The sequence below is a fragment of the Mesorhizobium sp. M7D.F.Ca.US.004.01.2.1 genome (assembly GCF_003997785.1).
Classification (GTDB): domain Bacteria; phylum Pseudomonadota; class Alphaproteobacteria; order Rhizobiales; family Rhizobiaceae; genus Mesorhizobium; species Mesorhizobium loti.
The window spans coordinates 1-12275 of the sequence record NZ_RZRQ01000045.1 but is presented as its reverse complement, the minus strand read 5'-3'; the positions used below and the strand labels follow the sequence as shown (position 1 = coordinate 12275).

Genomic DNA, 12275 nt, shown 5'->3' with positions numbered 1-12275 from the left:
GCGGAGTAGGCGCGGGGCCTTCTTCGGGGTCGTCGCGGCGACCTTGGTGTTGTAGCTTTTCCCGCCAAACGAGAAGGTGGACTTGCCTCCCTTCCTCGCGGCGTTGAACGCTTTACCGCGTCAAGATCACCGAGCGTGGCCGCTTCGTGAGGTTCCTCTAATGAGCGCCCTCGAATGGACTGCCGCCGCCATGCTGGCCGGGATGGTCTACATCCTGTGCTTTTCCGACCTGATCGTCGGGCTCCTCGCAAGGGGCATCGTGGCTGAACTCGTGAGGCTGTGGCTGTGAGCCCGCCCGTCGTCGAGAGCCTAGTCGCCGTCGTCCTGTGGTCAGGCCTGATCACGTTCTGCGCCGTGTTTTTCATCAAGACCCTGAGGGAACCCAAATGACCGGCAAGCCTGTCGCCAAGTCGCTTCACACCGTCACCGTGCTGGTCAAGCTGGCTCAGTACCTCATGCATCACCGGATCATGAGCGACCCGCACGATGCCTTGGATGAGGCGCTGGAAGTCCTCGACCTCGACTTCAAACCCGACCCGTATGGGCTGGACGCTGCCGCCCGTAAGCAACTCCTCGCGGGAGCCTCGAAATGACCTATACCCAAACCGACAAGCCGCTGCGGGTCCTCGTCGCCTGCGAATACTCGGGCACCGTTCGCCGCGCCTTCGCCGCCCGTGGTCACGACGCGTGGTCCTGTGACCTCCTGCCGTCTGCTGATCGCTCGAACAAGCACCTGATCGGCGATGCCCGCGACTTCCTGAACGATGGCTGGGACCTCCTCATGGTCGCTCATCCGCCTTGCACTCGACTGTGCAACTCAGGGGTCCGGTGGCTCTCTGAGCCGCCCGGCAAGCTCACCGCCGAGCATTACAGCGCGGTCGAGATCGCTGCCTACAAGACCATGAGCCGCGACGAGCGCCTGGCCTTCATGTGGCGCAAGCTCGACGAGGGTGCGGAACTGTTCTCGGCCTTCTGGAACTCGCCCATCGAGCGCGTCTGCATCGAGAACCCTGTGATGCACCAACACGCCAAGGACCGCATCCGCAACTACGCCCCGTTCGCTCAGTCGGTCCAGCCGTGGCAGTACGGCGAGCCTGAGAGCAAGCGCACATGCCTCTGGATGCGTGGTCTCGACCCGCTCGTGCCGACCTATCGGACATGGGACGAATGCCGTGACGCCTTGGGGCTCCCTTCGGACGCCAAGCCTGAGCAGCGGGTGCATTCCGTCTCGCCGGGTCCCGCCCGGTGGGCCGAGCGCTCGAAGTTCTTCGACGGCATCGCCAACGCCATGGCCGACCAGTGGGGTAAGCTCCCTGCGGCTCCCTTCCTGTACCGCGAGGCCGCGTGATGCCGTGGATCGCAATCGGACTGCTGACGTGGACGTTCGTCTGCGTCGTTCCCGCCCTCCTACTCCTGAGGACACCATGAGCGACACACCCATCACCGACGAGGAGCGCGAGGCGCTTCTGGCCTTCAAGGCCGAGTATGGCCGCGAGTGGCGGCAGTACCTCCAAGCCGCGTGGCTGTCCTACGCCTACAAGGGGCGGCACATGGCTGGCAAGGACACCGGCATCCTTAGGAGCATCCGCAACCAGCGCGGCTGTCAGTGGCTGGAGAGGGTCAAGATATGAACATCACATACGTCTGCCAGAAGCTGGCCGAACGCACCACCAGCGGCGACACTTGGCTGCTGCACAACGAGCATAAGGACGGCGGCAAGACCCTCATGGGCTTCCACCGGACCCGCAAGGCCTGCCTGCTGGTCGCTCAAATCTTCGCCGGACGCCGCAAGGTCGTCGTCCGCAACAAGCCCGTCAGGATCGACGCTTGGAGGTGCGATGCATGAGCCATCTGATCAGCCGCGACACCGCCGCGCTTATCACCCTCGCAGCTTTCGCCGTCCTCTATGGATGCGCCGCCGTGGCGACCTTCCGGCGCAAGCGCAAGAGGCCGAGCGGGTAGACCTGATCACCGCGAACGGTCGCACATTCTGGAAGATCACGCCCCCTTGGATCAAGGGACGCCGCCCAACCACAACCTATCGAGAGGTTCTGCCGTGAACACCTGTACCGACACCGAGAAGCAAGGCTGGCTCGACCGCTGGCTCAATGGGAGGGACTGAAACATGCACACGCAGAAGATCATCACGCTGCTGACCGACACCATCGTCGCCGCAGCCTCGGCCATCGAGAAGGTCAATGACCCGAAGGACGCCGAGCGCACCATCAAGAGCGCCTACTACGGCCTCGACAACGCCCTGACGCTGATCCGCAGGGAAATCTCACCGGCCCCTCGGGACTGATCCGCAACCCAAATCACCTGTCCACAACATTCAAGCAAGGAAAGTTAATTTCATGACAAAGACCGCTCTCACCGTCGCCCTCGCTCGCACTTTGACCGCTGGCACAAAGCTAATCCTGCTGGCCCATGAGGGACAGATGAACGCCCTGCCGGGTGCCACGGCCATCGTCGGCCCCAAGGGATACCACAGCCAGTATGGTGCCTCGTACCTCGACGTGATCTGGACGGACCCGATCAAGGCATGGTCGCAGAACAACGGCGGCTACTACCCGGAGAGCTTCGCCCTGGCCGAGCCTGCGGCTGGTCACGAACCCGTGAAAACCAAGCCTTTGACCCCTCAGGCCCGCGACGTCCTCAAGATGCTGCAGGCGTCTGGCCGGATCACCGGGGTGCAGGCCGCGAATGTCCTCAAGGTTCGCTCCCTATCCCGCCGCATCGTCGACCTGAAAGAGGCCGGTCACAAGATCGAGCGGAAGATGAAGGTCGACCACACGGGTCAGCGTTACGCCGAGTACAGCCTCGCAGCGTAGTCAATGCGACATTCCGTCAGTTGCGTTCACTGAATGTTTCTGAAAATTACACCGACGGTAGCGCAGGCATCCTTATACGGGGGTGCAAGGGGTGACCTGCGCGACCTATCGGCAACTGGGAACGAGGAACTTTAGTTAAAATGCGGATTATCTTCACGAAAGACGGCGGCAACCCCGTATGCGAAATGCTCGCCGCCTCAAAGGATCACTGGGATGCGTGTCTGATCGGGCACCAGATGATCAAGGACGGCCTCGCAGCCGACGCCGATGATTTTGACGTCACTCCAATCGTCTGCACTCGCGCAGAAGTTGACGATAACGCAACCTCTCTGTTAGAGAAGAGGTGCGGCTAACCAACAGGGAAAACCACGATGACCGAACTCCTCGATATGTCTGATTACGGAGCCTTGATGGCCGTGATCAGCGGCCTGCGCAAGTTCGCGCAGCATGACACCAAGATGCAGGTGTCGACCGTCCTCACGCTGCTGGAGATCGCAGCGGCCCGATCAAAGGGCGACGCAATATCTGTGCAGGACATCGAGAAGAACGTCGGGATGCAGTCGGGCACCTCGTCGCGGAATGTCTACTACTGGGGCGAAGGCCACAAGGACATGCGGGGTGGGCTTGAGTACATCACCATCGACTTCGACCCGCAGGATCGCCGCAAGCGGTCGCTGGCGCTCACGAACAAGGGCACGGCGTTCATCAACGAACTGATCAGAGGAGTGAAGGCAAGTGGCAAGGCAACGGGGTAAACGATGGCAAGCTGACGTCCTCATCGACGGCGTCCGAAAGCGACCAACCTTCGCCACCCAGGCGGAGGCCGAGGCCTACGAGCGGGCAATCGCCAGCGGCTTCGCGCCGACCACCACGACCACCTTTGGTCCCTTCGTGAACGAGCAGTTCAACCGGATATGGGGTGAGAACAAAGCCCAGTTCGCCATCCACACGAACCTGCGGGTCCTGTACCGCTACATCCCGGCTGACACGGCCCTCACGTCCATCGACAAGCACATGTGCGACCGCATGATCACCAAGATGATGAACGACGGGAAGGCTGGCGGCACCATCAACCGCAAGCTCGCCGTTCTGTCGAAGGTCCTCAAGCGAGCGCTGTTCATGGACCTGATCACCATCATGCCGACGTGGAAGCGCCCGAAGGAAGGCAACGCCCGCGACCGCGTGTGGACGAAGGCCGACGAACACAAGGCCGACCTGTTCTTCAAACACGCCGGGCTGGTCGAGGCGAGCGCCCTGACGCGCTTCCTGCTGCACACCGGTTGCCGAGTGGGCGAGGCTTACAAGCTCTCCCGCAAGGACGTGCATGGCGGCTTCGTGACGTTCCGCGAGACCAAGAACGGCACCACGCGGCGCATCATCCTGACGGCCACGGCCAAGGTGGCATGGGACGAAATCTGCAAGACCACCAACGCCGACATGCCGTTCGCCGAGTACCCGAGGGACACCTTCCGTGGCCACTGGGAACGTCTCCGGGCGCACTTCGAGGCCGAGGATGATCCGAACTTTGTCCCGCACATGCTGCGTCATACCTGCGCAACCCGGCTCGCCCTGGGTGGCGTCGATCTGCAGCGCATCAAGCTGTGGATGGGTCACAAGAGCATCCAGATGACACTACGATACTCCCACCTGATCCCTGAGAACCTCGACGTTGCCGCAAAGGCTCTAGAGGCAGCATGAGGAAGCCCACGCCCAAGCCTGAGCGGAAGAAGGTCGAGATGCTGGACGGTCGCGTCTACTTCTCGGACGACAACTGGCAGACGGTTTGGCAGTTTCGCGGCCACTCGAACGGCAGGAGCCACCGCATGGTTCTGGACAAACAGGAGGCCGACCAAGTGCGGCTGCTTGTCGCCTACGGGGCCGCCGACTAAGACGTGCGTGACAGTGTGCCAAAGCTGTGCCAAACGTGTGCCACTGTGCCGTGGGCGTGGCGAAACTGGTAGACGCAAGGGGCTTAAAACCCCTCGTCCTTTCAAGGACTTACGGGTTCGACCCCCGTCGCCCACACCACAGAAAATCAGACTTAAAATCCCTCGATCTCTGATCGTACGGGTTCGATTCCCGTCGTCCGCACCACTGCTGTGATTTGTGCAAGATTCGGCTTGAACCAGCCCGGAAACGACGGCGTTCCCAGCGCAGCCATCAAATGTCAGGCGTCGCGACACGAACCATGAACTGAAGGGGCAGCGCCGGTGTCCTGCTCACAGTGACGCCATACCGACAAGGGTTTGCGCGTGAGCATAGAGCTCGCGGCCGGCTCGCCGATATTCGATCTCCTCGCCGCTACAAACGACCATGAACTGCGCCGCGAACTCATAGGTGGTTGTGGCCGGGGTTGCGAGCATGGTTTCCACGATGCTGGACATGTCAGCATACACGCGAACCAGATCATTGTCGGAAATGTCAAAGGAGATCGATTCCCTGAGCGCCACCCAACGCCGAAAGCTTGCCAGGATCGGCCTTTCGTTCAAGTTTGCAGCAGAAGCCCTTTCCACTGCAGCGGCTCCTATTGCTGGAATGGAGACGACTGTGCCGAGCACAGTGCGACTGGTCGTTGCATGAAAAGTCATGTCCAAGTCCCTACGGTTGCAGCCAATTTTCTACGGTCGACAACCCGAAGCTGCATTGCTCTAAATCAAAATCATTGGCAAACGAGCCGAACCGAAGGAACACGCGCCAGACGGCTGCGCGCCGCATAACAAACGGCCCGGCACGCTCGCAGTCGGGGGACGTTGGGGTCGTGCCGGGCCGTTGCGGGTGGGCTTGGTTTGGGATCTTGCCCCGCACCGACCAGCGTATATCTATATTAGCCACGTCTCAATTAAGACTGAAGTCCTGCCGACCAAGAGCTCTTTGTTTTAACGCAATTCCGCACGGAGAACCGTTTCACACTTTTCCTGGAATTGCTCTAGCGGCCCAAGGGTTGCCTGGAAAGCGAAACCAGCTCTAGCTCGTCAGTTACGCCGGCCATGTAGTTTGCGATGATCCGAGACGCGAGCGCGCTGCGCGCTTCAGTCGATTGGCTGTTGAGCTTAAGTTGCTCAAAAACGCGCCCCAACAAGGCCAGTTCGGATGGATCAAAAATCCCTGCTTCCGTTGCTTTTCTCCGAATAGGCACGCGACCTCCCAACTCAGTATATTTGAATGCCAAGGCGCTCACGCCTTCGCCACCGCACCACAGCTCGATAGCTGGCGTCATCTTCAGGCACTAGAAGGACGAAACGGTCTGGAATTGTGACGCCGGGGTCCACCCGCAATTCCGCACCATGAGCGTGTTGATTTCTAACGGAGCAACCGATCTTCGCATCGTCCGTGATGATCGTCGCATCCTTCAGGACAATCCCACGAGCGTGAGAGCGTCGCTCCATTGGCGGATCAATGGGGGGCATGGTGTTATTCTTTCCGTAAATCCAGCAGTGAACGGTTGATGGACTTCAAACGCATGCTTGACTCGCAAAACCACGATTCAATTAGCTAGCACTAAAATGGTTCCCAAAACGCAAAGCCGACAGCGCTTCGTCTGTCCTGCCCTCGAGAAGCGCCCTCGCGGCCATCCATGACCTGCTTTGATGGCACCCATTTTCCAGCGCTCCGATGCCGGCAAGGCGCCGGATAGCCGCAGAGGGTCAAGCAGGGATCGGGTTCAGCTTCAGATGCTGGATCAGAATAATCGTCTTGGCATCGATGATGCGACCGTCGGAGATGCCGGCCAGCGCCTCGTCGAGCGGCATTTCCAACACCTCGATGTCCTCGCCCTCTTCCGGCGCGCCGCCGCCGGCCGAGATGCGGTCGGCGGGCGAATAGCGGGCGACGAAGAACCAGAGCCGTTCGGTGACGCTGCCCGGGCTCATATAGGGCGAAAAAAGCCGCTCGACGTTCTGCAGCCGGTAGCCGAGTTCTTCCTCGGCTTCCTTGCGGATGGCGGTCTCTGGATCGTTCTCGTCGAGCAGCCCGGCACAGGCCTCGATCAGCGGCTCGCGATGGCCGGTGACGTAGGCGGGATAGCGGAACTGGCGCACCAGAAGCACGGTCGAACGCGAAGGATCGTAAGGCAGGATCACAGCGCCGTCGCCGCGATCATAGGTCTGGCGTACCTGCGTCTCCCACTCGCCGTCACGCCGGCGGTAGTCGAGGACGGTCTTCTTCAGGACGGCCCAGTCGTCGGAGAGTATCTCTTCCGAACGGATGCGAATGCGATCTTCCATCACGGTCTCCATGCTACCCGGCCGAGGCGTAGCCGCGAACCGGCATTTGCGCAATGTAGACAATCGGTTCAAAAAGGCGTTTCACCGTCTCGTGTCTGGCGCGCTTCCGATCCATTGCCTAGATAGCGGCTTACCCCTCCCGGAGCCCCATTTCATGACAGCATCGCTTTTCCAGCCGATCACTCTCGACGGCCTCACCTTCCCCAATCGCATCGCGGTCGCGCCGATGTGCCAGTATTCGGCCGAAGACGGCTCGGCCAGCGACTGGCACCTCTATCACTGGATGAACCTCGCCATGTCCGGCGCCGGCATGGTCACGGTCGAGATGACCGATGTCGAGCGGCGCGGGCGCATCACGCATGGCTGCCTCGGCCTCTATTCCGAAGACAATGAGGCCGCCGCCCGCCGGACGCTGGATGCGGCAAGACGCGTCGCCGCACCCGGTACGAAATTCGGCTCTCAGCTTGCCCATGCCGGCCGCAAGGCCTCGAACCGCAAGCCGTGGGAGGGCGGCGGTCCGCTGCAGCCAAACGAGGATCCCTGGCAGACCGTGTCGGCCTCGGCCATCGCCTACGATACCGGCTGGAACGTGCCGCACGCGCTGGAGGACGAGGAGATCCTGCAGCTCATCGAACGCTTCACTGATGCGGCGAGGCGTGCCGAGCGCGCTGGCTTCGATTTCCTCGAACTGCATGCCGCGCACGGCTATCTGATCTTCCAGTTCCTGTCGCCCTTGTCCAACCAGCGCACTGACCGCTGGGGCGGCTCGCTGGAAAACCGCATGCGTCTTGTCGTCGAGATCGCCAAGGCGGTGCGGAAGGCAACGCCAAGGCTGATGCTCGGCGCGCGGCTGTCGGTGAAGGATTGGGTCGATGGCGGCTTCGACGTCGAGGACGCGATCGAAGTCGCGAAAGCACTCAAGGCCGTGGGTGTCGCCTATCTCTGCTGCTCGAGCGGCGGCAATTCACCGTTGCAGAAATTGCCCACCGGTCCCGGCTACCAGGTGCATCTGGCGGAAGCCGTGCGCAAGGGTGCGGATATTCCGACCCGTGCGGTCGGCCTGATCGACGACCCGAAGCAGGCCGAAGCGATCCTCACTGAGGGCCGCGCCGACATGGTGGCACTGGCGCGCGCCTTCCTTGCCGATCCGCGCTGGGGATGGCGTGCGGCGGCGACATTCAGCGAGACAATCCACCCGGCGCCACAGCTTGCCCGTTCGGTGACCACGATGCAGCACTGGATGAAGGCGGCGGACTGATCGGCGCGTTCTCTACCGGCGCGGTGTTGCCTCCTAGCCCTGGACAGTTTGCCACAGCTTCGCTTCAATTTTACTCGCAACATGTTACGTTGGGTGAGGCTGCGGCGGCGTGGCCGGGCTTGGGAGGAGATCATGTCGTTCAGGGCATTCTTGCCGGTTGCAGCGCTGACCGTTGTGGCCGGACTTTGGATCGGCACATCGACGCCGGCCGGCGCACAATATTGCGAGGGCACGGTGCACGGCCTGTCCGGCCGCTACAATCTGGCGACAGGAAGCGGCTTTCTTGCTGTGCGGACACGGCCGAACTCATCGTCGCGGATGATCGGCCAGTTGTTCAATGGCGATCATACCGAGATCTTCGACCGACGCGGCAACTGGTATCAGGTCGAAATCGGCGGCCGGACCGGCTGGGCAAACGCACGCTGGCTGCGCAACGATTGCGGCTACTGAGACATCAGTGCATGTCGCCCAAAAGTGGATCCGGTTTTGGGATAACGACATGCATCAAACAAAGACCTAAGTCGCGTCGCAAACGCGACGCGACTTTTGGGCGCAGGCTGAAGACCATGGTTGCAACCAAATTGGCTGCTTTGCGTTGCGGCCATGATGGACAACAAACCTTTTGAAGTGCCGGTCGTCGTCGAACTTGGCCACGTCGGCAAATATCGCCATATCCGCAGCGCCCAGGAGGCGGCGGAGTGCCTGATGACCGTGTGGCCGCTCAATCGCGGCCCGCGCCATCGTGATGCCCTCGACACTTGCCTCAAAGTACTGGAAGGTTATCGTTCGACTGCAGATGCGCGCCGGGCGCTGATTGAAGCCGCCAAGGAATCGGAAGTGCTGGTGCCCGACGACAGACTGCCAGACGACCGGCTGCATTGAGCAGACGGACCTTTCAACTGGAGGTTTTCATGGCGAAGCTGACTTACAAGGTCGTCGAGCATGACGGCGGCTGGGCCTACAAGGTCGGAGCGACCTTTTCGGAGACGTTTCCCACCCATCAGGACGCCTTGCGCGCCGCCGAAATCGCCTCGGCCGAGCAGCAAGTCGCCGGAGCCACGGACGGCATCCAGTACGAGGACGCCGAAGGCAAATGGCATGAGGAACTGGCCGATGGCCGGGATCGACCGCAGACAGAGGTCTCCGACTGACCCTTCGTCAGGGAGCCGACCGCGGACGCCCGGAGAGAAGGGCGTCTCGCGGCGGCAGAAGCCTGCGGCTGACTATTTGCCGCAGTACTGGTCGTTGACGTTCCCCTGAGCATTCGCATCAGGACCGGCGGTGTTGGAGGCGCAAGGCCCGGCTGCGCCGGGGTTGCCGAGGGTGTTCAGCCCGGAGCTGTCGCCATTGATGCTACCGGTTGTGGTAGTGTCCACAGACGATGAATCCTCATTGCCGAAGAGCCAGTTGTGGTGGAGCCAATCTTGATGATTGCCGTCCGACGACTGCGCCATCGCCGATGTGGCGAGACCGATCGTCAGAACGGATGCTGCGAGAAGTTTCCTGTACATTGAATTACTCCGTGTCTTGGCCGCCTTGGGTGCGACACGGGTAAAACCCGCCAATGAGCCGAATGGTTCATTGAAATTGTTGTGAAGCCGGGTTGATGTCGGATCGGAAAGCACGGGCCGCAATGCGTTTGATGAACGCGATGACCCGTTCCGGCTCGTTGAATTGCGGCATGTGCCCGAGGCCGTCGACAGATTCGAACTCAAGCCTTTCGATCTTGTTCTGCATGGGCTCGCCGTGGGTACGGATATCGATAACACGATCGACCGTACCGAAAAGAATGCCGGCCGGCATGACGATCTCGCCATAACGACCCTCGATGCGGCCGAGATCTTGTTCTACCGCCACGACATCGGAGGACGTGGCGTAGAAATGGGCTGGTCTCAGCCCCAGCCACCCACCTCCGTCGACCATGTAGTCGGCAGGAAAAGCCTGCGGCGCGAAGATGAATTCCATTGTCGGCCGCGCATATCTAAGGCTCGTCGGTATCGCCAGGGTATAGCTCATGATCCGACGCCATAGGCGTGACGGGATATAGAGCGAGCCCAGCTTTTCACGCGCACCGGCTTCCATGTGGGTCAATGGCGACAACAAGGCGATGCCGGAAATCACCTCGGGGTGCTCCACGGCAAGGGTCAGCGCGATGGCGCCGCCGAGGGAATGACCGACCACCAGCGGCCTTTCCAGCCCAAGCGCTTCGATGAAGCCTCGCACGATTCCAGCCTGTTCGGGCAGGCCACCGGAGGCGCCGCTGGCGCGCACCGAATAGCCCGCACCCGGTCGGTCGAGCGCGATCAGCCGGTAGCCCGGGCCGAATCGTCCGAACAGAGTGTGCCGGAAATGATGGAGCTGAGCGCCAAGCCCATGCACGAAGACGATCGGCCGCCCCTCACCCTGATCGACATAGTGGATGCGGTTGCCGTGGATCTCGATGAATTTTCCGACCGGCGGCACCAGCCTTTCGGCCTTGGCAGCGATCCACAGCGTCGCCAGCACCAGACTGGCGATCCCCAAGACTGCCAGCAACACCAGAACGACCAGCAGCCACGACAGAATCGACAGGAGCATTGTTCACCCGGATCAGAGCCTGGTTGAGCTTAGCCGCATCCGGTGCCGCTGCAACCTTGCATCGAAACGGGGGCGGCATTGCGGCCGCTGCCGCGCCGCGCTATCTCAGGCGACCTTTCTTGCCGGAGCTTCCCATGCCTGAAATCGTAACCGCCGCCATGCTCGTCATCGGCGATGAGATTCTGTCTGGCCGCACCAAGGACAAGAACATCGGCCATCTCGCCGACATCATGACAGCGATCGGCATCGACCTGAAGGAAGTGCGCATAGTCCCGGACGAGGAAGACGAGATCATTGCTGCGGTGAATGCCGTGCGCGTCCGCTACACTTATGTGTTCACCACCGGCGGCATTGGCCCGACGCATGACGACATCACGGCCGATTCCATTTCCAAGGCCTTCGGCGTGCCTTGTGAATACGATGCCAAGGCCTACGCGACGCTGGAGGCAAGCTATGCCGCACGCGGCATCGAATATACCGAGGCCCGCAAGCGCATGGCACGGATGCCGCGAGGCGCCGATCTCATCGACAATCCGGTGTCGGTCGCGCCCGGCTTCCGCATCGGCAACGTCCATGTCATGGCCGGTGTGCCATCGATTTTCCAGGCCATGCTCGATAATGTCGTGCCGACGCTGAAGGCCGGCACGAAAATGCTGTCGGCAACCGTGCCCTGCCCGTTCGGCGAAGGCCTCATCGGCGGGCCGCTGGGCGACATCCAGAAAGCGCATCCGGACACGATCATCGGCTCCTACCCGAAATATGGCGACGGCAAGTTCTGGACCGAACTGGTCGTGCGTGCCCGCAGCCAGGAGGCGCTGGACGCCGCCCGCGCCGATGTCGAGGCAATGGTCACCGGGTTCGCCACAATCCCGGCTGATCCGGTCCAGACCGGAACCAAGCACGACGCTGCAACGTTTCCTCGGCGCGAGTTCGATAGCTCGTAGACTGAGGGATCATCATGCGATTCAAAACCATCGTCGCCATTCTGCAGAACGAGCAGGACGCGGAGCGGGTGCTCGACTGTGCCATTCCGCTCGCCACCCGGTTCCAGAGCCATCTGATCGGCATCCACGCCGAAACGCTTCCCGTGCCCTACACCTCTGCCACAGGCTTTCCGGACACCGAGTTCCTGCAGGTTTCGGCCGACATGAACCGGGAGCGGGCCGAAAAGCTGCAGGCCGTGTTTCTCAGGCATATCGAGAATTCCGGTCTATCCTTCGAGTGGCGAAGCCTGGAGAGTTTTTCGGGCGACAGTGCGCTGACCGGGATTTCAAGCGTGCGGGCCGCCGACCTGATCATAGCGGCGCAGCGCGAAACGGGCGGTGACCCGAGCGCGGATGTCGACACGCTGGTCTATGACGCCGGCCGGCCGGTGCTGGTGGTGCC

At 61.5% G+C, this 12275-nt stretch carries 22 protein-coding genes, 1 tRNA gene and 1 pseudogene; 18 read left to right on the top strand and 6 right to left on the bottom strand.

Features of this window, described 5'->3' with window-relative positions:
- Positions 1–160 precede the first annotated feature (160 nt).
- The 12 genes from EN993_RS38320 (at position 161) to EN993_RS09645 (ending at position 4859) form a co-directional block, all read left to right on the top strand.
- Positions 161–289, top strand: coding sequence for a hypothetical protein (locus EN993_RS38320; RefSeq protein ID WP_281040330.1), 129 nt, complete (start codon positions 161–163; stop codon positions 287–289).
- Between the two features lie 97 nt (positions 290–386).
- Positions 387–593: a hypothetical protein gene (locus EN993_RS09690; protein WP_127263056.1), complete on the top strand. Its 207-nt coding sequence runs from the start codon at positions 387–389 to the stop codon at positions 591–593.
- Positions 590–1348 carry a hypothetical protein gene (locus EN993_RS09685; protein ID WP_164757594.1) on the top strand — a complete coding sequence of 253 codons (759 nt, stop codon included), beginning with the start codon at positions 590–592 and terminating at the stop codon, positions 1346–1348. The genes EN993_RS09690 and EN993_RS09685 overlap by 4 nt, the downstream gene beginning before the upstream one ends.
- Positions 1349–1424: 76 nt before the next feature.
- Positions 1425–1631 carry a hypothetical protein gene (locus tag EN993_RS09680; RefSeq protein ID WP_127263055.1) on the top strand — a complete coding sequence of 69 codons (207 nt, stop codon included), beginning with the start codon at positions 1425–1427 and terminating at the stop codon, positions 1629–1631.
- Positions 1628–1846 carry a hypothetical protein gene (locus EN993_RS09675; protein WP_127263054.1) on the top strand — a complete coding sequence of 73 codons (219 nt, stop codon included), beginning with the start codon at positions 1628–1630 and terminating at the stop codon, positions 1844–1846. The genes EN993_RS09680 and EN993_RS09675 overlap by 4 nt, the downstream gene beginning before the upstream one ends.
- A gap of 279 nt (positions 1847–2125) precedes the next feature.
- Positions 2126–2302 carry a hypothetical protein gene (locus EN993_RS36990; protein ID WP_164757593.1) on the top strand — a complete coding sequence of 59 codons (177 nt, stop codon included), beginning with the start codon at positions 2126–2128 and terminating at the stop codon, positions 2300–2302.
- A gap of 52 nt (positions 2303–2354) precedes the next feature.
- Positions 2355–2831 (top strand): helix-turn-helix domain-containing protein, encoded by a 477-nt coding sequence (locus EN993_RS09670; RefSeq protein ID WP_127263053.1) that lies wholly within the window; start codon positions 2355–2357, stop codon positions 2829–2831.
- A gap of 140 nt (positions 2832–2971) precedes the next feature.
- A complete protein-coding gene (locus EN993_RS09665; RefSeq protein ID WP_127263052.1) occupies positions 2972–3184 on the top strand; it encodes a hypothetical protein in 213 nt (70 codons plus the stop codon).
- An 18-nt stretch (positions 3185–3202) separates the two neighbouring features.
- Positions 3203–3586, top strand: a complete 384-nt coding sequence (locus EN993_RS09660; protein WP_127263051.1) for a hypothetical protein — start codon at positions 3203–3205, stop codon at positions 3584–3586.
- Positions 3567–4529 (top strand): site-specific integrase, encoded by a 963-nt coding sequence (locus EN993_RS09655; protein ID WP_127263050.1) that lies wholly within the window; start codon positions 3567–3569, stop codon positions 4527–4529. The genes EN993_RS09660 and EN993_RS09655 overlap by 20 nt, the downstream gene beginning before the upstream one ends.
- Complete coding sequence (locus EN993_RS09650; protein WP_127263049.1) at positions 4526–4720, top strand: hypothetical protein; 195 nt, start codon at positions 4526–4528, stop codon at positions 4718–4720. Before EN993_RS09655 ends, EN993_RS09650 begins: the two co-directional genes overlap by 4 nt.
- A gap of 50 nt (positions 4721–4770) precedes the next feature.
- Positions 4771–4859: transfer RNA gene (locus EN993_RS09645), tRNA-Leu, on the top strand.
- A gap of 191 nt (positions 4860–5050) precedes the next feature.
- Here EN993_RS09645 and EN993_RS09640 read toward each other — a convergent pair.
- The 4 genes from EN993_RS09640 to EN993_RS09625 form a co-directional block, all read right to left on the bottom strand.
- The gene (locus EN993_RS09640; protein WP_127263048.1) at positions 5051–5419 is read right to left on the bottom strand and encodes a hypothetical protein; all 369 of its coding nucleotides are present in this window, start codon (positions 5417–5419) and stop codon (positions 5051–5053) included.
- Positions 5420–5757: 338 nt separating this feature from the next.
- Positions 5758–5967, bottom strand: a complete 210-nt coding sequence (locus tag EN993_RS09635) for a hypothetical protein (RefSeq protein ID WP_109671774.1) — start codon at positions 5965–5967, stop codon at positions 5758–5760.
- 13 nt (positions 5968–5980) lie between these two features.
- On the bottom strand, positions 5981–6217 hold the full coding sequence (locus EN993_RS37725) for a PilZ domain-containing protein (RefSeq protein ID WP_348630413.1): 237 nt from the start codon (positions 6215–6217) through the stop codon (positions 5981–5983).
- A gap of 258 nt (positions 6218–6475) precedes the next feature.
- Positions 6476–7054 (bottom strand): NUDIX domain-containing protein, encoded by a 579-nt coding sequence (locus EN993_RS09625; RefSeq protein ID WP_126069266.1) that lies wholly within the window; start codon positions 7052–7054, stop codon positions 6476–6478.
- Positions 7055–7208: 154 nt separating this feature from the next.
- Between EN993_RS09625 and EN993_RS09620 the strand changes: the two genes are divergently transcribed.
- The 4 genes from EN993_RS09620 (at position 7209) to EN993_RS09605 (ending at position 9463) form a co-directional block, all read left to right on the top strand.
- The gene (locus EN993_RS09620; protein ID WP_127263047.1) at positions 7209–8312 is read left to right on the top strand and encodes an NADH:flavin oxidoreductase/NADH oxidase; all 1104 of its coding nucleotides are present in this window, start codon (positions 7209–7211) and stop codon (positions 8310–8312) included.
- 132 nt (positions 8313–8444) lie between these two features.
- Positions 8445–8762 (top strand): SH3 domain-containing protein, encoded by a 318-nt coding sequence (locus tag EN993_RS09615; protein WP_109671740.1) that lies wholly within the window; start codon positions 8445–8447, stop codon positions 8760–8762.
- Positions 8763–8915: 153 nt separating this feature from the next.
- The gene (locus EN993_RS09610) at positions 8916–9194 is read left to right on the top strand and encodes a DUF982 domain-containing protein (protein ID WP_013532012.1); all 279 of its coding nucleotides are present in this window, start codon (positions 8916–8918) and stop codon (positions 9192–9194) included.
- 29 nt (positions 9195–9223) lie between these two features.
- Positions 9224–9463: a DUF2188 domain-containing protein gene (locus EN993_RS09605; protein ID WP_109671741.1), complete on the top strand. Its 240-nt coding sequence runs from the start codon at positions 9224–9226 to the stop codon at positions 9461–9463.
- A 72-nt stretch (positions 9464–9535) separates the two neighbouring features.
- Here the strand turns inward: EN993_RS09605 and EN993_RS09600 are convergent, their stop codons facing one another.
- On the bottom strand, positions 9536–9823 hold the full coding sequence (locus EN993_RS09600; RefSeq protein WP_109671742.1) for a hypothetical protein: 288 nt from the start codon (positions 9821–9823) through the stop codon (positions 9536–9538).
- A 67-nt stretch (positions 9824–9890) separates the two neighbouring features.
- Positions 9891–10889, bottom strand: a complete 999-nt coding sequence (locus tag EN993_RS09595; RefSeq protein ID WP_127263046.1) for an alpha/beta fold hydrolase — start codon at positions 10887–10889, stop codon at positions 9891–9893.
- 134 nt (positions 10890–11023) lie between these two features.
- On the opposite strand from EN993_RS09595, the gene EN993_RS09590 reads away from it, so the two are divergent.
- Both EN993_RS09590 and EN993_RS09585 read left to right on the top strand, forming a co-directional pair.
- Complete coding sequence (locus EN993_RS09590) at positions 11024–11833, top strand: competence/damage-inducible protein A (RefSeq protein WP_245468720.1); 810 nt, start codon at positions 11024–11026, stop codon at positions 11831–11833.
- A gap of 14 nt (positions 11834–11847) precedes the next feature.
- Positions 11848–12275: pseudogene (locus EN993_RS09585) on the top strand (universal stress protein); the annotation flags it as partial.

Coding starts and splice junctions, on each gene's coding strand:
- EN993_RS38320 (WP_281040330.1), top strand. CDS start 161: ATGAGCGCCCTCGAATGGACTGCCGCCGCCATGCTGGCCGGGATGGTC.
- EN993_RS09605 (WP_109671741.1), top strand. CDS start 9,224: ATGGCGAAGCTGACTTACAAGGTCGTCGAGCATGACGGCGGCTGGGCC.
- EN993_RS09685 (WP_164757594.1), top strand. CDS start 590: ATGACCTATACCCAAACCGACAAGCCGCTGCGGGTCCTCGTCGCCTGC.
- EN993_RS09620 (WP_127263047.1), top strand. CDS start 7,209: ATGACAGCATCGCTTTTCCAGCCGATCACTCTCGACGGCCTCACCTTC.
- EN993_RS09675 (WP_127263054.1), top strand. CDS start 1,628: ATGAACATCACATACGTCTGCCAGAAGCTGGCCGAACGCACCACCAGC.
- EN993_RS09665 (WP_127263052.1), top strand. CDS start 2,972: ATGCGGATTATCTTCACGAAAGACGGCGGCAACCCCGTATGCGAAATG.
- EN993_RS09660 (WP_127263051.1), top strand. CDS start 3,203: ATGACCGAACTCCTCGATATGTCTGATTACGGAGCCTTGATGGCCGTG.
- EN993_RS09640 (WP_127263048.1), bottom strand. CDS start 5,419: ATGACTTTTCATGCAACGACCAGTCGCACTGTGCTCGGCACAGTCGTC.
- EN993_RS37725 (WP_348630413.1), bottom strand. CDS start 6,217: ATGGAGCGACGCTCTCACGCTCGTGGGATTGTCCTGAAGGATGCGACG.
- EN993_RS09680 (WP_127263055.1), top strand. CDS start 1,425: ATGAGCGACACACCCATCACCGACGAGGAGCGCGAGGCGCTTCTGGCC.
- EN993_RS09615 (WP_109671740.1), top strand. CDS start 8,445: ATGTCGTTCAGGGCATTCTTGCCGGTTGCAGCGCTGACCGTTGTGGCC.
- EN993_RS09670 (WP_127263053.1), top strand. CDS start 2,355: ATGACAAAGACCGCTCTCACCGTCGCCCTCGCTCGCACTTTGACCGCT.
- EN993_RS09595 (WP_127263046.1), bottom strand. CDS start 10,889: ATGCTCCTGTCGATTCTGTCGTGGCTGCTGGTCGTTCTGGTGTTGCTG.
- EN993_RS09690 (WP_127263056.1), top strand. CDS start 387: ATGACCGGCAAGCCTGTCGCCAAGTCGCTTCACACCGTCACCGTGCTG.
- EN993_RS09610 (WP_013532012.1), top strand. CDS start 8,916: ATGATGGACAACAAACCTTTTGAAGTGCCGGTCGTCGTCGAACTTGGC.
- EN993_RS09625 (WP_126069266.1), bottom strand. CDS start 7,054: ATGGAAGATCGCATTCGCATCCGTTCGGAAGAGATACTCTCCGACGAC.
- EN993_RS09600 (WP_109671742.1), bottom strand. CDS start 9,823: ATGTACAGGAAACTTCTCGCAGCATCCGTTCTGACGATCGGTCTCGCC.
- EN993_RS09590 (WP_245468720.1), top strand. CDS start 11,024: ATGCCTGAAATCGTAACCGCCGCCATGCTCGTCATCGGCGATGAGATT.
- EN993_RS09650 (WP_127263049.1), top strand. CDS start 4,526: ATGAGGAAGCCCACGCCCAAGCCTGAGCGGAAGAAGGTCGAGATGCTG.
- EN993_RS36990 (WP_164757593.1), top strand. CDS start 2,126: ATGCACACGCAGAAGATCATCACGCTGCTGACCGACACCATCGTCGCC.